The organism is Minwuia sp., from assembly GCF_048263705.1.
Taxonomy (GTDB): Bacteria; Pseudomonadota; Alphaproteobacteria; order Minwuiales; family Minwuiaceae; genus Minwuia.
This window is the reverse complement of record NZ_JBLXDV010000003.1, coordinates 256942-278474: the sequence shown is the minus strand read 5'-3', so window position 1 is coordinate 278474 and position 21533 is coordinate 256942. Positions and strand designations below refer to the sequence as shown.

The following is a 21533-nucleotide window of genomic DNA, read 5'->3' as shown; positions in this document are numbered from 1 at the left end:
GAAGGATGCGGGTGCGCTGCTGGCGCTTGTCGGATGCTGGGGCGTACTGATCGCCTGGACGCAGGTTGTCGGTGTGCTGGGCATGGTGGGTTGAGAACAGGTTATCCACAGATTTCTGGCACCGCCCGGCGGACATGAGGGGCTACCTCTGAGAGAATGGGATGGACCGGCGATTCCGCTGCGCTGATCGGGGCCGGGCCAGTTTTGGGGGCATCTCATGTCACACGCCGATTTCGTTCATCTGAGGCTTCACACCGCCTATTCGCTGTCCGAAGGGGCGATCCGCATCGGCGATCTGGCGAAGGCGGCGGCGAAGGCGGCCATGCCGGCGGTCGCCATGACCGATACCAACAACATGTTCGGTGCGATGGAGTTCGGCCCTGCGATGGGCGGTGCCGGCGTGCAGCCCATCATCGGCTGCCAGCTCGACGTCCAGTTCGGCAACGACAGCCGGGCCCCCGCCGGCACCGTGCGCCCGCTGTTCGCGCCGGTCGTGCTGCTGGCGCAGAACGAGGCCGGCTACGCGAATCTGATGGGGCTGGTTTCGGCGGCCTTTCTGCAGTCCGACCCGGCCTTCGCGACCTATCTGCCCACCGGCAGGATGGAGAACCATTGCGACGGTGTGATCGCACTGACCGGCGGGGCGTCGGGACCGCTTGGCCGTCTGCTCGCTGATGGCGAGACGGCGGCGGCACGGCAGTGGCTGCAGGACATGAAGGCGGGGTTCGGGGACCGGCTGTACGTGGAGATCTACCGGCACGGTCTGGCGGAAGAGGATCGCGTCGAGGCGGCGATGATCGACCTCGCCTACGAGATGGACCTGCCGCTGGTCGCCACCAATGACTGCTATTTCCTGGATGAGGCGATGCATGAGGCGCACGATGCGCTGATCTGTGTCGCGGAAGGGGCCTACGTTGCGCAGGACGAGCGGCGACGGCTGACCCGCGAGCACCGCTTCAAGTCCGCCGAGGAGATGAAGACGCTGTTCGCCGATCTGCCGGAAGCGATCTCCAACACGCTGGCGATCGCACGCCGGTGCGGCTTTGCGGCGCCGCGACGGGGACCCATCCTGCCGCGTTTTCCAACGACGGAAGGCCGTACCGAAGCCGACGAACTGCGCGTGATGTCCGAAGACGGACTGACCGAGCGGCTAGCGTTCCTGCGTTCGAAAGGTCAGGATCCGGATGAGCAGGTCTACCGCGACCGGTTGCGCCTCGAGCTCGACATCATCATCCAGATGGATTTCCCGGGCTATTTCCTGATCGTCGCCGACTTCATCCAGTGGACCAAGGCGCAGGGCATTCCCGTGGGGCCGGGACGCGGGTCGGGCGCAGGCTCCCTGGTCGCCTATGCTTTGACGATTACCGACCTCGATCCAATACGTTACGGGCTTCTTTTCGAGCGGTTTCTCAATCCCGAACGCGTGTCCATGCCCGACTTCGACATCGACTTCTGCCAGGACCGGCGGGATGCCGTGATCGGCTATGTTCAGGACAAGTACGGTCACGACAAGGTGGCCCAGATCATCACGTTCGGGAAGCTTCAGGCGCGCGCGGTCCTGCGCGATGTCGGGCGCGTGCTGCAGATGCCCTACGGCCAGGTCGACCGCATCTCCAAGCTGGTACCGAACAACCCGGCCAATCCGGTCACGCTGAAACAGGCGCTGGAAAGCGAACCGCGGCTGGGGCACGAATATCGGGACGAACCGGCGGTCAAGCACCTGATCGATCTGGCCCTGCAGCTGGAGGGGCTGTACCGCCACGCCTCGACCCACGCCGCCGGTGTGGTGATCGGCGACCGTCCTCTGGAACAGCTCGTGCCGCTCTATCGCGATCCGAAGTCGGACATGCCGGTCACCCAGTTTTCGATGAAGTACGTCGAGTCCGCCGGGCTGGTGAAGTTCGACTTCCTGGGCCTGAAGACCCTCACGGTGCTGGACCGGGCCGTCGCCTTCGTGCGGCAGGGACCGCTGCCCGATTTCGATCTGGCGCAGATTCCCGAAGGCGACGACCTGACCTTCGAGATGCTCGGCAAGGGGGATACGGTGGGCGTGTTCCAGCTGGAAAGTTCGGGCATGCGCGATGTGCTGCGGCAGATGAAGCCCGACAAGTTCGAGGACATCATCGCCATCGTGGCGCTCTACCGGCCCGGTCCGATGGACAACATCCCGACCTACATCTCGACCAAGCACGGGCGTGAGCAGGCGACCTATCCGCACCCGATGCTGGAACCGATCCTGGCCGAGACCTACGGTATCCCGGTCTACCAGGAACAGGTCATGCAGATGGCCCAGGTCCTGTCGGGCTACAGCCTGGGCGAGGCCGACCTGCTGCGGCGGGCCATGGGCAAGAAGATCCAGTCCGAGATGGACGCCCAGCGGGCGCGCTTCGTCGAGGGTGCGGCGGAGAACGACGTGCCGGCCGAACAGGCCAACCAGATCTTCGATCTGATCGGCAAGTTTGCCGGCTATGGCTTCAACAAGTCGCACGCCGCCGCCTATGCCCTGATTGCCTGGCAGACCGCCTGGCTGAAAGCCAACTTCCCCGCAGAATTCCTGGCCGCCTCCATGACGCTGGACATGGGGAACACCGACAAGCTGGATGTGTTCAAGCGCGAGATGAAACGGCTCGCCATCCCGCTGTTGCCGCCGGATGTGAACCGGTCCGAGGTCAGCTTCAATGTCGAACGTGACGATGCGGGCGACGTCGCCGGTATCCGCTATGCGCTCGCCGCGATCAAGAACGTGGGGCGCGACGCGATGGCCGGCATCGTCCGGGCGCGGCAGGAAGGCGGCGACTTTGCCGATCTGTTCGACTTCGCGTTGCGGACCGGCGGCTCGGGCCTGAACAAGCGCCAGTTCGAGAATCTGACGCGCGCGGGGGCGCTGGACGGGCTGGACGCCAACCGGCGCCGGGTGCTGGCATCGGTGGATATTCTGGGCCGCTATGCACAGCAGCAGGCCGCCGACCGGGCCAGCGGCCAGATGGGCCTGTTCGGCGGCGGCGATGAGGATGGCGGCGGCGACCGTCCGCCGCTGCCCGTGGTGGCCCCGTTCGACGATCTGGAACGGCTGGCCGAGGAACGCGCGGCGATCGGGTTCTATCTGTCGGGCCATCCGCTGGACGACTATCAGAAGCGTCTGGCGCAGAAAGGCATCACGCGTATCGAGAACCTCGCCGAGGCGGTCGGCCAGCAGAAGGCGAACATCGGGCTGGCGGGAACCATTTCGGCGGTCCAGATCCGCCGCAATGCGAAGGGCAACTCCTACGCCTTCATAGGCCTGTCCGACCCCAGCGGCGAATGCGAATGCCTTTGTTTTTCCGAGGTGCTCAACCGGTTCCGCGATGATCTGGAAGCAGGACGAAACGCCGTCTTCTATGTCGATATCATGCGCGACCGGGAGGAGCCGACGCTGGTGCTGACCGATTTCCGGGATCTCGACAGCTATGTCGCGGACGCCGAGGCGGGCGCGCGCATCGTGCTGTCCGAACCGGAGGCGCTGCAGCCGGTGCGCAAGGTGCTGGATCTGGCGGGCGAGGGGCGGGGACTGATCCGGCTGGTGCTGCGCCCGCACGGCCAGACCCGTGAGATCGAGATCGACCCCGTCGAGACGTTCAAGGTCGATCGCGCGCTGCGCCAGTCGCTGAAATCCATGCCCGGCGTGGTGGACGTGGCCGAAATCTGACCGCCCGCGCGACGCGAAGGGTTGCTTTTATATGCGCAGGGGCGTATTCCCCGCCGCGATCACACACGCGGGTCAGGGCTGCGGATAAAAAGCCCCGCACTCCATTCCGGTGTCCCTGCTGAGGCATGGACCGACGTACCCGCGGAGGCGAAACCGGATCAATAGGAGTTACAGGCCATGGCATTGCCTGATTTTTCAATGCGTCAGCTGCTCGAAGCTGGTGTTCATTTCGGCCACCAGACACAGCGCTGGAACCCCCGCATGGGGCAATACATCTTTGGCGCACGCAATGGCGTTCACGTCATCGACCTGTCCCAGACGGCACCCCTGCTGCATCAGTCCCTGAAGATCGTCCGCGACATCGTCGCCGGCGGCGGACGCGTGCTGTTCGTCGGCACCAAGCGTCAGGCGTCGCAGGCCGTCGCCGATTCGTCGAAGCGGTGCGCGCAGTTCTATGTCAATCACCGCTGGCTGGGCGGCACGCTGACGAACTGGAAGACGGTTTCGAATTCGATCCGCCGCCTGCGTGAACTGGAAGAGCTGCTGGTCAAGGACGAGACCGGTCTGACCAAGAAGGAACTGCTGCAGCTGACGCGCGAACGCGACAAGCTGGACCGCTCGCTGGGCGGGATCAAGGAAATGGGCGGCCTGCCGGACGTCATGATCGTGATCGACACCGGCAAGGAGAAGATCGCGGTCGCCGAAGCCAAGAAGCTGGGCATCCCGGTCGTCGGCATCTGCGACACGAACGCCGATCCGACCCACATCGATTTCCCGATCCCGGCGAACGATGACGCGCTGCGCGCCATCAACCTGTATTGCGAGCTGTTCAGCCAGGCGGTTCTGGATGGCATCCAGGCCGAGATGGGGGGCAGCGACCAGGACATGGGTGAGATGGAAGAGCCCATCATCGATGTCCCTGCCGAGGCGGAAGTCGCGGCAGCGGCCGAACCCGAAAGTACCGAACCCGCAAGTGCCGAGCCCGAGGCGCCTGAACAGGCCGCCCCGGTTTCGTCGGACGCCGCAGCTGCGGAAGAGGCCGTGAAGGCCGCTGAAGCCGCCGAGCCGACACCGGCCGGCGACGTGGCCGAGGTCAGCCCGACCGAAGGCGAAGCTGACAGCAAGGCCTGAGGCGCACCGCCCGTCACATCGGCGGGCGCGGCTTCGGCACAATATGATTGATACGAGTTGGAGGAGCTGATCATGGCTCAGATCACAGCAGGGCTGGTCAAGGAACTTCGCGAGAAGACCGGTGGCGGCATGATGGATTGCAAGAAGGCGCTGCAGGAAACGGACGGCGACCTGGAGGCGGCGGTAGACTGGCTGCGCAAGAAGGGCCTGGCGGCGGCTGCGAAGAAGGCCGGCCGCACGGCGGCAGAGGGCCTGATCGGCGTCGCCACCGAGGGTACCAGGGGCGCGATGGTCGAACTGAATTCGGAAACGGACTTCGTGGCCCGGAACGACAAGTTCCAGAACATCGTCAATAACCTGACGGCGATCGCCCTGAAGAACGACGGTGACCTGGCCGCGGTCAAGGCCGCCGCCTATCCGGGTTCGGACCGCAATGTCGAGGAAGAACTGACCAACGCCATTGCGACCATCGGCGAGAACATGTCCCTGCGCCGCGCGGCGGGCCTGTCGGTGTCCAGCGGTGTCGTGTCCAGCTATGTGCATAACGCGGTGGCCGACGGTCTTGGCAAGATGGGTGTGCTGGTGGCGCTGGAATCCACCGGCGATCAGGCCAAGCTGGACGAACTTGGCAAGCAGCTGGCCATGCATGTCGCGGCGGCCAACCCCCAGGCCATTTCCGCCGAGGACATGGATCAGGATACGGTCGAGCGCGAGCGCACGGTGCTGCGCGATCAGGCGCTGGCCTCGGGCAAGCCGGCCGAGATCGTCGACAAGATGGTCGAAGGGCGGATCCGGAAGTTCTACCAGGAAGTTGTCCTGATGGAGCAGACCTTCGTGATCGACGGCGAGACCGTTGTGAAGAAGGCGGTGAAGAACGCAGAGGCCGGCATCGGTGCGCCGGTCGCGGTAAAGGGGTTCGTCCGCTTCGCGCTGGGCGAGGGAATCGAACGCGAAGAATCCGATTTCGCCGCCGAGGTTGCCGCGGCCACGTCGGGCTGACCGGCGCTTCGAGGGAACCGACAAGATGCCGGACGCCAGCCCCTGGAAACGTGTTCTCCTGAAGTGTTCGGGAGAGGCGTTGATGGGCGACGGGGCGTTCGGCATCGATTTCGCCGCGCTGGAACGTATCGCCGGTGACATTGCCGAGGTTGCGGCCTCGGGTGTCCAGGTCGGCGTCGTCGTCGGCGGCGGCAATCTGTTTCGCGGGGTACGCACGGCGGCCAGTGGCATGGACCGGCCAAGCGCCGATTCGTTGGGCATGCTCGCCACCGTGATGAACGGCCTCGCGCTGGCGGACGCGCTGAAACGTGGCGGCACGGATGCCGTGTCGATGTCGGCCATTCCGATGCCGACCGTCTGTCCTTCCTACACGCGGCGCGATGCGATGGCTGCGCTGGCGGCCGGGCAAGTCGTGATCTCGACGGGCGGGACGGGCAATCCCTTCTTCACCACGGATACGGCGGCCGCGCTGCGCGCCGCGGAACTGGGCTGCGACCTGCTGGCGAAGGGGACGCAGGTCGATGGCGTCTACAGCGCCGATCCGAAGAAGGATCCGTCGGCGACCCGGTTTGACCGGCTGAGCCACGGGGAAGTCCTGCGGCGCGGACTGGAGGTCATGGACACTGCCGCCATCGCCTTGACGCGCGAAAACCACATTCCGGTCATGGTTTTCGACTTACATCAGCAGGGCGGCTTCGCTGCGGCATTGACGGGCCGGGGTCTGTCGACAACGATCACGGACGATTGACGACGGCACGCGACCGAGAACGGACGCTCAAGGGGTAGGTGAGATGGCTGAAGAACTGGATCTCGACGATCTGCAGCGACGCATGGATGGCGCGGTCGATGCGCTGCGCAAGGAACTCTCCGGTCTGAGGACCGGTCGTGCCTCTCCCGGCATGCTCGATACCGTGACGGTCAACGTCTACGGTGCCGACATGCCGCTGAACCAGATCGCGACCGTCAGCGTGCCCGAGGCCCGGCTGATTTCGGTTCAGGTCTGGGACAGCAACAACACATCGGCCGCCGAGAAGGCGATCCGCAATTCCGGTCTGGGCCTGAACCCGGCGGCGGAAGGCAGCCTGATTCGCGTGCCCATTCCCGACCTGACCGAAGAACGGCGCCGCGACTACACGAAGGTGGCCGGAAACTATGCGGAAAACGGCCGCATCGCCGTGCGCAACATTCGCCGGCATGCGATGGACGAACTGAAGAAGCAGGAAAAGGCCGGCGAGATCAGCCAGGATGACCAGCGTCTGTACGGCGACGAGGTCCAGGAGATGACCGACCGCACGATCAAGGAAATCGACAGCCTGCTGGAACAGAAGCAGGCGGAGATCATGCAGGTCTGATGGCACACGCCGAACCCCAGCAGCAGTCGGCAGCACCGCCGCGCCATGTTGCCATCATCATGGATGGCAACAGGCGCTGGGCACGCCAGCGGAACATGCCGCGCGTCGAGGGGCATCGGCGCGGTGCCGAGGCCGTGCGCGCGACCGTGAAGGCCGCTGGCGAACTGGGGATCGAATATCTGACGCTGTTTGCCTTTTCCTCCGAGAACTGGAACCGCCCGCTGCAGGAAGTCGACGACCTCATGGGGCTGTTGCGGCTTTATCTGCGACGTGAACTGGCGGAACTCCACGGCAACGGCGTGCGGGTCCGTGTCATTGGTGAGCGCGACGGCCTCGCCGACGATATCCGCGCCCTGATCCAGCAGGCGGAGACGACCACCCGGGACAACCGGCGCATCACGCTGATCATCGCACTGAACTACGGGGGACAGGCGGAGATCGCGTCGGCGGCACGGCGTCTTGCGGCGCGCGCGCTGGCCGGCGAGATCAAGGTCGAGGATATCGATGAAGACGCGATCTCCGATCACCTCTACGCCCCCGATATTCCCGTGCCCGAACTGCTGTTGCGTACCAGCGGCGAACAGCGTCTGAGCAATTTCATGCTCTGGCAGTGTGCCTATTCCGAGCTGGTCTTCGACGATGTGCTGTGGCCCGATTTCGACGGTCGGAATCTGGAGAAGGCCATCGCCACCTTCTGCGGCCGCGAACGGCGCTTCGGCGGACAAGTTGGCTGATCTCAAGGGCCGCAGGCGCACGATCGGACTCAGGATATTCTCGGCGATCGTACTGATCATCGCCGCGCTGCTGGCAACCGTGATGGGCGGGCTGGCCTTCCTCGCGCTGGTGCTGATCTTCACGGCGCTGGTTCATCGGGAGTTGCACCGGATCACGCAGGCACCGCCGATGCCGCTCTCCTTCATTCTGCTGGGCCTGGGCTGGGTGGCCATCGTGGCGGCATGGCTGGATGCGCAGCCCGTCGCCTGGATATTCTTCGCCGCCTCGCTTCTGGCGGCAGCCCTCCTGCCGCTATGGCGCGGGCGTTCGGTTGTCTGGTCGGTCGCCGGTACGCTCTATGTCATTGCGCCGGCGCTGGCCCTTGTCGCCCTGCGGGAGCAGGGGTTCGAGATCATCGTGTGGATGTTCCTTGTGATCTGGGCCACCGATACAGGGGCCTATTTCGTGGGCAGCCAGCTTCGCGGCCCCAAACTCTGGCCAAGTGTCAGTCCGAACAAGACGTGGTCCGGTGCACTGGGCGGAGCGGTTGTCGGCTCCCTCGCGGGTGCCCTGGTGCTGCGGCTGTTCGACGTGCCCGATGCGCTTCCGGCTCTGGTCCTGATCTCGTTGCTTGTGTCCGTTTCGGGACAATTGGGCGATCTGGCTGAATCGGCATGGAAACGTCATTTCAATGTTAAGGACACGGGCAGTATCATACCGGGCCACGGCGGTGTTATGGATCGGCTCGACAGTCTGGTTTCGGCATCTCTGGTTCTTTGGGGGCTCGTCGTGTTCGAAAGGGTGACATTTTGAAGAGTGCAACAGCCTCCGTCCCGACGCGCCCGGCGGCCGGGGAAAGCAAGCGTATCTCCGTTCTCGGTGCCACCGGCTCGATCGGGCTCAGCACGCTTGATCTGGTCGGCCGTCATCCGGACCGGTTCTCGATCGACGCCCTGACCGCGCACACCAACGTCGCCGATCTTGCGAAGCTGGCAGTGCAGCACGGGGCGGCGCGTGCGGTCATCTCCGACGCGTCGCTCTACGATGACTTGAAAGCCGCGCTCCGAGGGACCGGCATCGCCGTTTCTGCCGGACCTGACGCGCTCGTCGAGGCTGCGATGGGCGATGCGGACTTCGTGATGGCCGGCATCGTCGGATCAGCCGGCCTGGCACCGACCATGGCAGCCATCCGGCGCGGCGCCGACGTCGGACTGGCCAACAAGGAATGCCTGGTCTGCGCGGGCGATATCGTGATGGCCGAGGTCGCGCGGTCGGGCGGACACCTGTTGCCGGTCGATTCCGAGCACAACGCGATCTTCCAGGTCTTCGACGAGGCACGCGCGGACAGTGTGGCGCGCATCGTGCTGACCGCGTCGGGCGGGCCTTTCCGGACCTGGACCCGGGACGCCATGGCGTCCGCGACACCCGAGGCCGCGGTCGCGCACCCCAACTGGTCGATGGGCGCGAAAATCTCGGTGGATTCGGCCACCATGATGAACAAGGGCCTGGAGATGATCGAGGCCTACCACCTGTTCCCCGTCTCGCCCTCGCAGGTCGATGTGCTGGTTCACCCGCAGTCGGTGATCCATTCGATGGTGGAATATATCGACGGGTCGACGCTGGCGCAGCTTGGCAGTCCGGACATGCGGACACCGATCGCAAGCTGCCTGGCCTGGCCCGAGCGGATTTCCGCACCGTCGCCCAAGCTGGATCTGGCCGAACTGGGACAACTGACGTTCGAACGTCCGGACGAAAGCAGGTTTCCCGCCCTGCGGCTGGCGCGTCACTGCCTGGAAGCGGGCAGCGAGGCCGCGACGGTCCTGAATGCCGCCAACGAAATCGCTGTCGCCGCATTTCTGGCGCGGCGGCTGGGTTTTCTGCAGATCGCGACGGTTGTAGAGCTGGCACTCGAGACCATATCCGGCTGGTCCACGACGACGCTGGATGATGTGTTCGCGCTCGACGCCGAGGCCCGCCGGATCACCGCAGACCTGATCAAGACTGGAAAAATCGCATCATGATCGACGTCCTGGTCAACAATATCTTCTCCGTCATCGTGATCATGACGGTGCTGATCTTCATCCACGAGATGGGCCACTATCTGGTGGCGCGCTGGTGCGGTGTCGCGGTCGAGACCTTCTCGATCGGCTTCGGTCGTGAGGTCTTCGGCTGGAACGACAGGTCGGGCACCCGCTGGCGTGTCGCCTGGCTGCCGTTCGGTGGCTACGTAAAGTTTGCCGGCGATGCGAACGCGGCCAGCACGCCGGATTTCGACCGGATCGATGCCGCAGATCCGACGATGTTCCAGAACAAGCCGCTCTGGCAGCGCGCGGCGGTTGTCTTTGCAGGCCCCGCCGCCAACTTCCTGCTGGCGATCGCCATCTTCATGACGATGTTCCTGACGCTGGGGCAGCCCCACATGCCCGCCCGCGTCGACAAGGTGCTGCCCGACAGTCCCGCTGCGGTCGCCGGTCTTCAGTCCGGTGACCTGATTGTCGAGGCGAATGGCGAGCGCATTGACGGCTTCAGCGATCTGCGCCGCGTTGTCGCGCTCAATCTGGATCGCGAACTGCAACTGATTGTCGAACGTGATGCGCAGGCGGTGAGCATCGGCCTGCGGCCGGAAGTGATCGAGCAGGATGACGGTTTTGGGCGCAGCAGCCGGATCGGGCGGATCGGCGTGACGCCGGTGCCCGAGCGGGAGTTCAGGCAGCTCGGCCTTGTGGCGGCGACGGTCGAGGCCGTCGAACAGGTCTGGGAGACGCTGACCGGCTCGCTGATCGCGATTGGCGACATGATCGTCGGCGATCGTTCGGTGGCCGAACTGCGCGGGCCCGTCGGCATCGTCCAGTTGACCGGAGAGGTGGCCGAACTGGGAACTGTGCCGCTCATCAACCTTGCTGCATTTCTTTCCATCAGTCTGGGTCTGATCAACCTGTTTCCGATCCCCATGCTGGACGGCGGACATCTATTGTTTTATGCCGTCGAGGCGGTGCGCGGGCGACCACTGCGTGAATCGACCCAGGAGATCGGCTATCGCATCGGTCTGGGCCTGGTTGTCACGCTGATGGTCGTCGCGACATTCAACGACTTTGAACAGACCTGGCTGGGCACATTTGTCGGTGGTCTGTTTTCCTGACCGGTTTGCGCCGGTTGTCGCGAAGGAGTGAGACACAGAACGTGTTACGTCGGCTTGCCATTATCATCTCGTTTGCGGTTCTGCTGCCGTTCAGTGTGTCGGCCCAGCAGGTCTTCATCCAGGACATCGCGGTCGAGGGCAACCAGCGGATCTCGGCGGAGACCGTGCGCTCCTACATGCGCGTCGAACCGGGAACCGCATTCGAACTGAGCGAACTGGATCAGGCGCTGAAGCGCCTCTATGACACCGGCCTGTTCGCGGATGTCACCTTCCGCCGCCAGGCCGATGTGCTGGTCGTCAGCATCGTCGAAAACCCGATCATCAATCAGATCGCCTTCGAGGGGAACAAGGCGATCGACGACGACACGCTCGATTCCGAGGTGCAGCTTCGCCCCCGCATCGTCTACACGCGCTCCCGAGTGCAGAGCGACGTGCAGCGCCTGTTGCAGCTCTATCGGGCGAGCGGCCGCTTCGCCGCGGTGATCGAGCCGAAGATCATCCAGTTGCCCCAGAACCGCATCAATCTGGTCTTCGAGATCGAGGAGGGCGCGCCGACCAGCGTGCGCGCCATTCGCTTTCTCGGCAACCGCGTGTTCGATGACGCAGACCTCCGCAAGGTCGTCGCCACCGAGGAAAGCGCGTGGTACCGGATTTTCTCCACCACGGATCACTATGACCCCGACCTGCTCGCGCTCGATCGCGAGCGGCTGCGCCAGCACTACCTGAACGAGGGCTACGTCGATTTCCGGGTGCTTTCCGCGGTTGCAGAGCTGACGCCCGACCGGAAGGATTTCTTCATCACCTTCACGGTGGATGAGGGCGAGCAGTACAAGATCGCCTCAGCCGACGTGCAGGTGGACCTGCGAAATGTCGATCCCGAGGAGATGCGGGCCAAGGTCGCCGACCAGGCTGGTGAGATTTACAGCGCCCGGGGCGTCGAGGAGGCGGTTCAGGATATCAAGTTTGCACTGGGCGAGCAGGGCTTTGCCTTCGTCGAGGTGCGTCCGCGTACCAAGCGCAACCGGGAAGAGCGCACCATCGACCTGACCTACAGCATCAGCGAAGGCCGCAGGGTCTATGTCGAGCGTATCGATATCGAAGGCAACACGCGGACGCTGGACTCGGTCATTCGCCGAGAGATGCGCCTGATCGAGGGCGATGCCTTCGACACCGCGAAACTGGAACAGTCGCGCCGGCGGCTGCGGGCGATCGATTACTTCTCCAGCATCGACATCAAGCCCGAACAGGGCACGCGTGAGGACCGGGCGGTCGTCAAGATCGCGGTCGAGGAACAGCCGACCGGTGAACTGTCGCTGGGCGCGGGCTTCTCGACGAGCGAGGCACTGATCGGCGACATCTCGATCCGCGAGCGGAACCTGCTGGGCCGGGGGCAGGATATCAAGCTGGGACTGTCGCTCTCGCTGCGCCGCCGGGAGATCGACCTGGCCTTTACCGAGCCCTATTTCCTCGACATGCCGATTGCCGCCGGCTTCGATATCTTCAACACGAACCTGGATTTCCAGGATGAATCCTCGTTTGACCAGAACACGACCGGCTTCAAGCTGCGCAGCGGCCTGTCGCTCAGCGAAAAGCTGCGGCTGAACGTCAACTATCAGTTGCGTCGCGACAACATCAAGAACGTCGGCAACAACGCTTCGCTGTTCATCAAGCAGCAACAGGGCGTCGCCGTGATCTCATCGACCGGTTACACGCTGCGCTATGACGCGACGGACGATCCGATCACGCCGAACGAAGGGTTCGTCACAACGTTCGAACAGGAATTTGCCGGCCTTGGCGGCAATGTGCGGGATCTGAAGACGCAGGTCCGGCACGCTCACTTCCTCAGTCTCTGGGACGATGTCGTCCTGCAGGTCTCGGGTCGTGGCGGTGCCATTGTCGGGATCGGCAAGGATCTCAGGATCAATCGCCGTTTCTTCGTCGGCGGCGACTCCTTCCGCGGTTTCGCAGCCAGCGGCGTCGGGCCGCGTGACGTCGCCACCGGCGACGCATTGGGCGGCGAGTTCTTCGCCGTCGGCACGACCGAACTCCGCTTTCCCGTCGGTCTGCCCGAGGAACTCGGGTTGTCCGGTCGCATTTTCGCCGACTACGGTACCGCCTTCGGTGTGGTGGCCAACGGTGGCGTGGAAGATGATCCGGCACCCCGGCTCGCGGTCGGTGTCGGCATAACGTGGAAGTCTCCGTTCGGACCGATGCTGTTCGATCTTTCGCAGGCGGTGATCAAGAACGATTTCGATGAAACCGAAGTTTTCCGCTTCAGCTTCGGCACACGTTTCTAGAGGTATCCCATGTTGCGTACTCTGACACTTCTCCTTTCGGCGATTGCGATCCTGACCGTATCGGTACAGACCGCAGCGCTGGCCCAGGCCAATCCGCCCGCCGTGATTGCCGTGATGGACAGCCAGCGGATCCTGCGCGATGCCAAGGCCGGACAAAGCGTCGCCAAGCAGATCAAGGGATTCATCGACGGCTTCCAGGGTGTCCTGAAGCGCGAGGAGGAAAGCCTTCGCAAGCGCCAGCAGGAATTGCGCAAGCAGAGCGCGATTCTGGCACCCGAAGCCCTTGAGCAGCGCCGCCTTGAACTGCAGAAGAATTTCAACGACGCCCAGCGGATGGTCCAGGACCGGCGCATCGCGATCGACAAGTCCAGGCAGCAGGCCCTCGAAGTGATCAAGGCGCAGATTCTGGAGATCATCGAAGAGCTTCAGAAGGAACGGAAGTTCAATCTGGTGCTGGACCGGTCCTCCTATTCGTGGGTGTCGCCCGAACTGGACATCACGCAGGAGATCGTGCGCCGTCTGGACAAGCGGCTGCCTTCGGTGAAGGTCTCGCGCCCCGAGGGCACCTGATGGCGGACAGCCGGTTTCATCATCGGCAGGGGCCGTTCACCATTGGCGATCTGGCGCAGCAGACCGGCCTGTTCGGCATACCCGAGGGCGTCGATCCGGCTCGCGTGGTCAGCGATGTCGCACCCCTGGAAAGTGCGACAGCCGACGACCTGAGCTTCCTGGAGAATCGCAAGTATCTGCCGCAGTTGGGCGAAAGCGCAGCGGGCTTCTGTGTGCTGGAACCCGAGATGGCGGATCGTGCACCTGAAGGCATGATCGCTTTGCCGACCCCGCATCCGTATCTGGCCTATGCCCTGATCGCACAGGCCTTCTACCCCGGACGGGATGTTTCCGGTGGTGTGCATGCGACGGCATCCGTCGATCCGTCGGCCAAGCTGGGCAACGGGGTGGAGATCGGCGCAAACGCCGTCGTCGAAGCGGGCGCCAAAGTGGGCGACGGAACCCGCGTAGGCGCGAACGCGACGATCGGACGGAATGTGGTGGTCGGGAAGTCCTGCAGGATTGCCGCCAACGTATCGCTTGAAACATGTATCCTGGGGGACCGCGTCGACGTACAGGCCGGCGCTGCGATCGGCATGCCCGGCTTCGGCTTCGCGCCGCATCCGGAAAGGCATCAGGTCGTGCCGCAGCTTGGCCGGGTGTTGATCGGCGACGACTGCCATATCGGTGCGAACACATGCATTGCATGCGGTTCCGGGCATGACACGGTGCTTGGCCGCAACGTCTGGATCGACAATCTTGTACAGGTTGCGCACAACGTGGAGATCGGCGACGGCTCGATCCTGGTGGGACAGGTCGGGATCGCGGGATCGGCGAAGATCGGCCGGTTCGTGCAGATGGGCGGGCAGTCGGGACTGGCCGGACACATCACGGTTGGCGATCAGGTGCGTATCGGCGCGAAGTCGGGTGTCATGGGGGATCTGGAGAGCGGTGCAACTGTCATCGGACAGCCCGCGATACCGGTGAAGGAGTTCTGGCGTCAGCTTGCTGCGATCCGCCGGCTCGGATCGAGGAAGGGGAAAGCCTAATGTCTCAAGCGGATGCTGTTGCCGAAGTGGGGCCTGTCGGAATCAACCGGATCATGGAGATGATACCGCATCGCTATCCGATGCTGATGGTAGATCGGGTGAGCGACATCATCCCCGATGTCAGCGCCGTCGGTACCAAGAACGTGACGGTGAACGAACCGCATTTCGTCGGCCATTTTCCGGTCTCTCCCGTGATGCCGGGCGTGCTGATCATCGAATCAATGGCGCAGACGTCGGCCGTCCTGTTCGCCGAGACCCTGGGCAAGGAGATGGAAGGCAAGGTCGTCTACTTCATGACGATCGACAATTGCCGGTTCAGGCGTCCGGTGGTGCCCGGCGACCAGTTGAAGGTCCACGTCAGGAAGCTGCGGGGCAGGGGCACCCTGATCTGGCGCATGAAGGGCGAGGCATATGTCGATGAACACCTTGCTGCGGAAGCCGAATTCGCGGCCATGATCCAGGAAAACATCTGAGATGGCCGCTGACATTCACGCCTCAGCCATCGTTGGCCCGGATGTGACGCTGGGAGACGACGTCCGGATCGGGCCGTTCTGCGTGCTTGAGGGGCAGGTCCACATCGGCGACGGCGTGGAATTGAAATCACATGTCTCGATCGCCGGTCATACGAAGGTCGGTGCCGGCACCCGGATATTTCCCTTCGCATCGATCGGGCATGAGCCCCAGGACCAGAAGTTCGGCGGCGAGGTCTCCTATCTGGAGATCGGCGAGAACTGCGTGGTCCGTGAGCATGTGACAATGAATCCGGGTACCGAGAGCGGCGGTCTGCACACGCGGGTTGGCGACCGGACCCTCGTCATGATCGGCACGCACATCGCGCACGATTGCCAGATCGGCAGCGACTGCATTCTGGTGAACAATGTGACCCTGGGCGGCCATGTCGAGATCGGCGACTGGGCGATCGTGGGCGGCATGACGGCGGTCCACCAGTTCGTGAAGGTCGGACGCCACGCGATGATCGGCGGGGCCTCGGCGCTGGGTGGCGATGTCATTCCCTATGGCCTGGCGCGGGGCAATCTGGCCGTTCTCGACGGGCTCAACCTGATCGGGCTGCGGCGCCGGAATTTCAGCCGTGACCAGATCCAGACGTTGCGCCGTGCCTACCGCTTCCTGTTCGGCCCCGAAGGCACGATGGAAGAGAAACTGGTGGATGCCGAGAAGCTCTTTTCCGGGGAGGAAGGCGTAAGCGAGGTTCTCGAGTTCGTTCGTGAGAGCGGCTCCCGCGGTCTTTGCACGCCGGCTCTGGATGCCGCCTGAACAGCCACCGGAACGACTGGGCCTGATCGCCGGCGGTGGCGATGTGCCGGGAAACGTCGCCGATGCCGCGGTCGAGGCCGGAATGGACGTCCATGTCCTGGCCTTCGAAGGGGTCACGGATGCAGATCTGCTGGCGCGCTTCCCGCACAGTTTCATACGTTTCGACAAGGTCGGTGGTACCGTCGACGCCCTGAAGAAGAACCGTTGCGACAGCGTCTGCATGGTCGGCAAGGTCGCGCGCCCGGACTTCGGCAAGCTGCGTCCTGATCTTGCGGGCATCAGCCTGCTGCCGAAAGTGATCAAGGCCGCCTCGCAGGGGGATGACGCGCTGCTGCAGGTGCTGGTCGATTTCTTTCAGAAGAAGGGATTCCGGGTCCTCGGTGCCCATGAGATCGCCGGTGATGTGCTGGTCGAGGCCGGCGTGCTGGGATCGTGCAGGCCGACGCTGGCCGATGACATCGACATCACAAAGGGGATCGAGGTGGTCGATGCGATCGGCGGGCTGGACATCGGCCAGGGGGCCGTCGTCCAGCAGGGGCTGGTGCTGGCTGTGGAGGCTGCCGAAGGCACGGACCTGATGCTGGAACGCTGTGTCGGGCTGGTGAAGGGCCACGGCGGCGTGCTGGTGAAGCTGACCAAGCCGGGCCAGGATCACCGGATCGATCTGCCGACCATCGGCGTGACCACGGTTGAAGGTGCCGCACGGGCGGGCCTGAACGGCATTGCCGTCGAGGCGGGGGCGGCGCTGGTCATCGACCGCGGCAGCACCATCGCCGCAGCGGATCGCGCGGGCATCTTCATCGTCGGGGTCGAGCGCCCGGCAGGCGGCTGACATGACGTCACGCACGATCATGCTGGTTGCGGGAGAACCGTCGGGCGATGTGCTGGGCGCGCACCTGATGCGGGCTATCAGGGCGCTGGCCGGGGACCGCGTGAAGCTGGTCGGCATCGGCGGGGACCAGATGATCGCGGAGGGCCTGGACACCCTTTTCCCGATCTCGACCCTTTCGGTGATGGGACTGTTCGAGGTCGCACCGCGTGCGCCCGCGATCCTGCGATGTCTGCGTCAGGCCGAGGCGTTCGCCAGATCGACGGGTCCCGATCTGATCCTCACCATCGATTCACCGGGGTTCAACAAGCGGCTGATCAGGCGCCTGCAGGATCTGGATACCGTCAAGGTGCACTATGTGGCCCCCAGCGTCTGGGCGTGGCGGCCGAAGAGGGCCGAGGTGATGGCGCAGCTGTTCGATCACCTGCTGACCCTGCTGCCGTTCGAGCCGCCGCTGTTCGAGAAGGAGGGGCTGGCCGCGACGTTCGTCGGACATCCCGCCGTGGAGGCCGAGAAGCGATATGACGGCGATCCGCGCGCTTTCCGCACGTCGCTCGACATTCCTTCGCATGCGCCGCTGATCAACGTGCTTTTCGGCAGCCGCAGGGGGGAGGTGAAAAGGCTGGGGCCGACCTTCGTCGATGCTTTGCGGCGGCTGGACGGGAAAGTGCCCGGTGCCCGGGTCATCTCGCCGACGCTGCCGCATCTGCGTGCCGACGTGGAGCGCCTGCTGGCCGGGCAGCCCATGCCTGCGACGGTCGTCGGTCCCGAAGCGAAGATGGACAGCTTTCACGCCGCCGATGCCGCGATCGCAGCATCCGGCACGGTCGCGCTTGAAACCGGGATAGCGGGCCTGCCGACGGTGGTTGCCTACCGGCTGAACGGACTGACCGCGATGATCGCCAAGCGCCTGATCCGGATCGAATATGCCAATCTGATCAATATCCTGCTGGATAAGCCTGTCGTGCCCGAACTGATCCAAGACCGCTGCAACGCGGGGGAAATCGCGCACACGCTGGAACAGGTGCTGAGCGATCCGATACATCGCGATCAGCAGATCGAGGCGGGGAACGTGGTCAGGCAGATGCTCAAGCCGGGTTCGCTTTGGCCTTCGGCGAAGGCGGCCCGTGTGATACTGAACCTGGCAGACCAGAAAGCGGGAGAACGCTCATGAAAGACGCGCGGTTGTTGCACACGATGATCCGGGTGAAGGATCTCGACAAGTCGCTGGACTTCTACACGCGCCTGCTGGGCATGAACCAGCTGCGCAAGCAGGATTTCCCCACCGGGGATTTCACCCTGGCATTTGTCGGCTACGGCGATGAGAAGAACAGCACGGTGATCGAACTGACCCACAACTGGGGGCAGGAAGAGGATTATGACCTCGGCAATGGTTTCGGGCATCTCGCCATCGGCGTGCCGGACATCTACGGCACATGCGAGGTGCTGGAGAAGGAAGGCGTGCCGATCCCGCGCTCGCCCGGCCCGATGAAGCACGGCGGTTCGGTGATTGCCTTCATCGAGGATCCGGACGGATACAAGATCGAACTGATCGAGCGCAAGAACGGCTGAGGTTTCCTCGGGCGTCATGAAAAAAGGGCTGCGGCACAGAGTGCGCCGCAGCCCTTTTTCGTGGGTCGTGAAGCCGTCGTTCAGTCGCGTTTGTGGATCGGCACATAGGGACGCTGCGCCGGGCCCGTGTAGAGCTGACGCGGGCGACCGATCTTCTGGTGCGGATCCTGGATCATCTCGTTCCACTGGGCGACCCAGCCGACCGTCCGGGCGAGCGCGAACAGAACGGTGAACATGTCCACCGGGAAGCCCATGGCTTTCAGGATGATGCCGGAGTAGAAATCGACGTTCGGATACAGCTTCTTCTCGACGAAATAATCGTCTTCGAGCGCGACCTTCTCCAGTTTCATGGCGATTTCAAGCAGCGGATCGTCCTTGATGCCGAGCTGGTCCAGAACCTCGTGGCAGGTGACCTGCATGACCTTGGCGCGCGGGTCGTAGTTCTTGTAGACCCGGTGACCGAAGCCCATCAGGCGGAACGGATCGTCCTTGTCCTGCGCCTTCTTCACATATTCGCCGACGCGATCCGCCGACCCGATCTCCTCAAGCATCTTCAGCACGGCCTCGTTGGCGCCGCCGTGGGCGGGGCCCCATAGGCTGGCGATACCGGCGGCGATGCAGGCGAAGGGGTTGGCACCGGAGGAACCGGCCAGCCGCACCGTCGATGTCGATGCGTTCTGCTCGTGATCGGCGTGCAGGATGAAGATGCGGTCCATGGCCTTGGCCAGGATCGGATCGACCCGGTATTTCTCGGCCGGGACGGCGAACATCATGTCCAGGAAGCGCTCGGAATAGGACAGGTCGTTCTTCGGATACACGAAGGGCTGTCCGATCGAGTACTTGTAGGCCCAGGCGGCGATGGTCGGCATCTTGGCGACCAGGCGATAGGACGCGACCGTGCGCTGGAAGGGGTCATCGATGTCGGTCGAGTCGTGGTAGAAGGCGCTCATGGCGCCGACGACGCCGACCATGATGGCCATCGGGTGCGCGTCGCGGCGGAACCCGCGGAAGAAGTTGTTCATCTGGTCATGCAGCATCGTGTGCCGCGTGACGGTGTCCACGAACTTCGTCTTCTCTTCCGCTGACGGCAGTTCACCGTTCAGCAGCAGATAGCAGACCTCCATGTAGTCGGAATGCTCGGCCAGTTCGTCGATGGCGTAGCCGCGATGCAGCAGGATGCCCTCATCGCCGTCGATGTAGGAGATTGCGGACTGGCAGCTCGCCGTGGCGGTGAAGCCGGGATCATAGGTGAAATAGCCCGTATCGCCGTAAAGCTTGCGGATGTCGATGACGTCGGGCCCGACCGTGCCCGAGAGCACATCGACTTCGATATCGGTCTTGGACCCCTTGACGGAAATCCCCGCTTTTCCGTTGGTTTTTGCTTCAGACATTCTGATCCCCTTCCACTTGCAGTTGGCTGCGCCGTCACGGGCAGCAGCGTTGTTCCCCAAATCCGGCTGGCAGTATAGCCAAAACGGTTCCGGTTAAAATCCGGTGATGCCCTGCGTCAGACGCAGTCGTCCAGTCGGCCCAGCGTCTCCTCACGGCCCAGAACGGCCAGGACATCGAAGATGCCGGGTGATGTGTTCGTGCCGGTCAGCGCGGCGCGCAACGGCTGTGCGACCTTGCCCAGCTTCAGCTCATGCGCGTCGGCATGGTCTCGCACCGCGCCTTCAATGCTCTCCACCGACCATTGTTCCAGTCCGGCGAGCTTCTCGCGCAGTCCGGCCAGTATCTGTGGCGCGTCGCCGGACAGCAGCTTGGCAGCTTTCGCATCCGGTGTCAGCGGCCTCGACTTTAGCAGAAATCTGGCGCTGTCAGCCAGTTCGACGATTGTCTTCGCACGTTCCTTCAGTCCCGGCATCAGGGCGCCTATCCGTTCGCGACCGGTTTCGGATATCGTTTCGCCCTCGGTCTGCAGCCGTTCGCAGACAAGATCCGTCAGTCTGGAATCGTCCGCCTCGCGCACATAATGCCCGTTGAGATGTTCCAGCTTCTGGAAATCGAAGCGCGCGGCACCCTTGCCGACGCTGTCCAGCCCGAACCATGCGATCGCCTGCTCGGTCGTGAATATCTCCTCGTCGCCATGCGACCAGCCCAGACGGACCAGATAGTTGCGCATGGCTTCGGGCAGATAGCCCATGTCCCGATAGGTATCGACACCCAGCGCGCCGTGCCGCTTCGACAGCTTCGCACCATCCGGTCCGTGGATCAGCGGGATGTGCGCAAAGGCGGGAATCGTCCATTGCATCGCCTGAAAGATCAGGCTCTGGCGCGCCGCGTTCACCAGATGATCGTCGCCCCGGATGATATGGGTGATGTTCATGTCATGGTCATCGACGACGACCGACAGCATGTAGGTCGGCGTGCCGTCGGCGCGCAACAGGATCATGTCGTCCAGCTGGTCGTTCCGGAAGGTGACATCCCCCTGAACCAGATCGCGCACAATGGTTTCGCCGTCCTGCGGGGCTTTCAGGCGGACCGCGGGCTTCACATCCGCCGGTGCCTCGGCAGGGTCGCGGTCCCGCCAGCGTCCATCATAGCGCACCGGCTTGCCTTCGGCGCGCTGCTGTTCGCGCATCTCGTTCAGTTCGTCGGGCGTCGCGTAGCAATGATAGGCGTGCCCGCTGTCCAGCAGCGCCTGGGCGACCTCGGCATGACGGGAAAGGCGTGAGAACTGGAACACCGGTTCCTCGTCGGACTGCAGCCCCAGCCAGTTCAGGCCGTCGAAGATGGCGTCGATGGCTGCGTCGGTGGAGCGTTTGCGGTCGGTGTCCTCGATCCGGAGCAGGTAGGTGCCGCCGTTGGCGCGGGCGAACAGCCAGTTGAACAGGGCGGTTCTGGCGCCTCCGATATGCAGGAAGCCGGTTGGTGACGGTGCGAAGCGCGTGACAACGCCCTGTTCGGCCATGGAAAATCTCTCCGTTCAGTCGGGAATGCCG

19 protein-coding genes are annotated in these 21533 nt (G+C 63.8%); 17 read left to right on the top strand and 2 right to left on the bottom strand.

Annotated elements, in window-relative coordinates:
* The first annotated feature begins 217 nt into the window (after positions 1-217).
* From dnaE to gloA, 17 genes are all read left to right on the top strand, one after another.
* Positions 218-3685: a DNA polymerase III subunit alpha gene (gene dnaE / locus ACN0X7_RS06160; RefSeq protein WP_417515199.1), complete on the top strand. Its 3468-nt coding sequence runs from the start codon at positions 218-220 to the stop codon at positions 3683-3685.
* A gap of 177 nt (positions 3686-3862) precedes the next feature.
* The gene (gene rpsB, locus ACN0X7_RS06155) at positions 3863-4816 is read left to right on the top strand and encodes a 30S ribosomal protein S2 (RefSeq protein WP_417515197.1); all 954 of its coding nucleotides are present in this window, start codon (positions 3863-3865) and stop codon (positions 4814-4816) included.
* A gap of 72 nt (positions 4817-4888) precedes the next feature.
* Positions 4889-5815, top strand: a complete 927-nt coding sequence (gene tsf, locus ACN0X7_RS06150) for a translation elongation factor Ts (protein WP_417515195.1) — start codon at positions 4889-4891, stop codon at positions 5813-5815.
* 25 nt (positions 5816-5840) lie between these two features.
* Entirely contained in the window at positions 5841-6563 is a 723-nt protein-coding gene (gene pyrH / locus ACN0X7_RS06145; RefSeq protein ID WP_417515193.1) for a UMP kinase, read from the top strand.
* A gap of 43 nt (positions 6564-6606) precedes the next feature.
* Positions 6607-7167, top strand: a complete 561-nt coding sequence (gene frr, locus ACN0X7_RS06140) for a ribosome recycling factor (RefSeq protein WP_417515191.1) — start codon at positions 6607-6609, stop codon at positions 7165-7167.
* The gene (locus ACN0X7_RS06135) at positions 7167-7901 is read left to right on the top strand and encodes an isoprenyl transferase (RefSeq protein WP_417515189.1); all 735 of its coding nucleotides are present in this window, start codon (positions 7167-7169) and stop codon (positions 7899-7901) included. Before frr ends, ACN0X7_RS06135 begins: the two co-directional genes overlap by 1 nt.
* A complete protein-coding gene (locus tag ACN0X7_RS06130) occupies positions 7894-8694 on the top strand; it encodes a phosphatidate cytidylyltransferase (RefSeq protein WP_417515187.1) in 801 nt (266 codons plus the stop codon). The genes ACN0X7_RS06135 and ACN0X7_RS06130 overlap by 8 nt, the downstream gene beginning before the upstream one ends.
* On the top strand, positions 8691-9902 hold the full coding sequence (locus ACN0X7_RS06125; RefSeq protein ID WP_417515185.1) for a 1-deoxy-D-xylulose-5-phosphate reductoisomerase: 1212 nt from the start codon (positions 8691-8693) through the stop codon (positions 9900-9902). Before ACN0X7_RS06130 ends, ACN0X7_RS06125 begins: the two co-directional genes overlap by 4 nt.
* Positions 9899-11020 carry an RIP metalloprotease RseP gene (gene rseP, locus ACN0X7_RS06120; RefSeq protein ID WP_417515183.1) on the top strand — a complete coding sequence of 374 codons (1122 nt, stop codon included), beginning with the start codon at positions 9899-9901 and terminating at the stop codon, positions 11018-11020. Before ACN0X7_RS06125 ends, rseP begins: the two co-directional genes overlap by 4 nt.
* Positions 11021-11061: 41 nt before the next feature.
* Positions 11062-13317, top strand: a complete 2256-nt coding sequence (bamA, locus tag ACN0X7_RS06115; RefSeq protein WP_417515181.1) for an outer membrane protein assembly factor BamA — start codon at positions 11062-11064, stop codon at positions 13315-13317.
* 9 nt (positions 13318-13326) lie between these two features.
* The gene (locus ACN0X7_RS06110) at positions 13327-13887 is read left to right on the top strand and encodes an OmpH family outer membrane protein (protein ID WP_417515179.1); all 561 of its coding nucleotides are present in this window, start codon (positions 13327-13329) and stop codon (positions 13885-13887) included.
* Positions 13887-14915 carry a UDP-3-O-(3-hydroxymyristoyl)glucosamine N-acyltransferase gene (gene lpxD, locus ACN0X7_RS06105; protein ID WP_417515177.1) on the top strand — a complete coding sequence of 343 codons (1029 nt, stop codon included), beginning with the start codon at positions 13887-13889 and terminating at the stop codon, positions 14913-14915. The genes ACN0X7_RS06110 and lpxD overlap by 1 nt, the downstream gene beginning before the upstream one ends.
* On the top strand, positions 14915-15388 hold the full coding sequence (gene fabZ, locus ACN0X7_RS06100) for a 3-hydroxyacyl-ACP dehydratase FabZ (RefSeq protein WP_417515175.1): 474 nt from the start codon (positions 14915-14917) through the stop codon (positions 15386-15388). Before lpxD ends, fabZ begins: the two co-directional genes overlap by 1 nt.
* 1 nt (position 15389) lies before the next feature.
* Complete coding sequence (gene lpxA / locus ACN0X7_RS06095) at positions 15390-16190, top strand: acyl-ACP--UDP-N-acetylglucosamine O-acyltransferase (protein WP_417515173.1); 801 nt, start codon at positions 15390-15392, stop codon at positions 16188-16190.
* Entirely contained in the window at positions 16141-17022 is an 882-nt protein-coding gene (locus tag ACN0X7_RS06090; RefSeq protein ID WP_417515171.1) for an LpxI family protein, read from the top strand. The genes lpxA and ACN0X7_RS06090 overlap by 50 nt, the downstream gene beginning before the upstream one ends.
* 1 nt (position 17023) lies before the next feature.
* Positions 17024-18193 carry a lipid-A-disaccharide synthase gene (gene lpxB, locus ACN0X7_RS06085; protein ID WP_417515169.1) on the top strand — a complete coding sequence of 390 codons (1170 nt, stop codon included), beginning with the start codon at positions 17024-17026 and terminating at the stop codon, positions 18191-18193.
* Positions 18190-18591 (top strand): lactoylglutathione lyase, encoded by a 402-nt coding sequence (gloA, locus tag ACN0X7_RS06080; protein WP_417515167.1) that lies wholly within the window; start codon positions 18190-18192, stop codon positions 18589-18591. The genes lpxB and gloA overlap by 4 nt, the downstream gene beginning before the upstream one ends.
* A gap of 80 nt (positions 18592-18671) precedes the next feature.
* Here the strand turns inward: gloA and gltA are convergent, their stop codons facing one another.
* Positions 18672-19982, bottom strand: a complete 1311-nt coding sequence (gene gltA, locus ACN0X7_RS06075; protein ID WP_417515165.1) for a citrate synthase — start codon at positions 19980-19982, stop codon at positions 18672-18674.
* Positions 19983-20098: 116 nt separating this feature from the next.
* On the bottom strand, positions 20099-21502 hold the full coding sequence (gene gltX, locus ACN0X7_RS06070) for a glutamate--tRNA ligase (protein WP_417515163.1): 1404 nt from the start codon (positions 21500-21502) through the stop codon (positions 20099-20101).
* Positions 21503-21533 lie beyond the last annotated feature (31 nt).

Bases quoted from the DNA above. Each gene is read 5' to 3' on its own strand.
- dnaE (WP_417515199.1), top strand. From the start codon at position 218: ATGTCACACGCCGATTTCGTTCATCTGAGGCTTCACACCGCCTATTCG.
- gltA (WP_417515165.1), bottom strand. From the start codon at position 19,982: ATGTCTGAAGCAAAAACCAACGGAAAAGCGGGGATTTCCGTCAAGGGG.
- fabZ (WP_417515175.1), top strand. From the start codon at position 14,915: ATGTCTCAAGCGGATGCTGTTGCCGAAGTGGGGCCTGTCGGAATCAAC.
- lpxA (WP_417515173.1), top strand. From the start codon at position 15,390: ATGGCCGCTGACATTCACGCCTCAGCCATCGTTGGCCCGGATGTGACG.
- ACN0X7_RS06135 (WP_417515189.1), top strand. From the start codon at position 7,167: ATGGCACACGCCGAACCCCAGCAGCAGTCGGCAGCACCGCCGCGCCAT.
- ACN0X7_RS06110 (WP_417515179.1), top strand. From the start codon at position 13,327: ATGTTGCGTACTCTGACACTTCTCCTTTCGGCGATTGCGATCCTGACC.
- rpsB (WP_417515197.1), top strand. From the start codon at position 3,863: ATGGCATTGCCTGATTTTTCAATGCGTCAGCTGCTCGAAGCTGGTGTT.
- lpxD (WP_417515177.1), top strand. From the start codon at position 13,887: ATGGCGGACAGCCGGTTTCATCATCGGCAGGGGCCGTTCACCATTGGC.
- pyrH (WP_417515193.1), top strand. From the start codon at position 5,841: ATGCCGGACGCCAGCCCCTGGAAACGTGTTCTCCTGAAGTGTTCGGGA.
- gltX (WP_417515163.1), bottom strand. From the start codon at position 21,502: ATGGCCGAACAGGGCGTTGTCACGCGCTTCGCACCGTCACCAACCGGC.
- tsf (WP_417515195.1), top strand. From the start codon at position 4,889: ATGGCTCAGATCACAGCAGGGCTGGTCAAGGAACTTCGCGAGAAGACC.
- rseP (WP_417515183.1), top strand. From the start codon at position 9,899: ATGATCGACGTCCTGGTCAACAATATCTTCTCCGTCATCGTGATCATG.
- gloA (WP_417515167.1), top strand. From the start codon at position 18,190: ATGAAAGACGCGCGGTTGTTGCACACGATGATCCGGGTGAAGGATCTC.
- lpxB (WP_417515169.1), top strand. From the start codon at position 17,024: ATGACGTCACGCACGATCATGCTGGTTGCGGGAGAACCGTCGGGCGAT.
- frr (WP_417515191.1), top strand. From the start codon at position 6,607: ATGGCTGAAGAACTGGATCTCGACGATCTGCAGCGACGCATGGATGGC.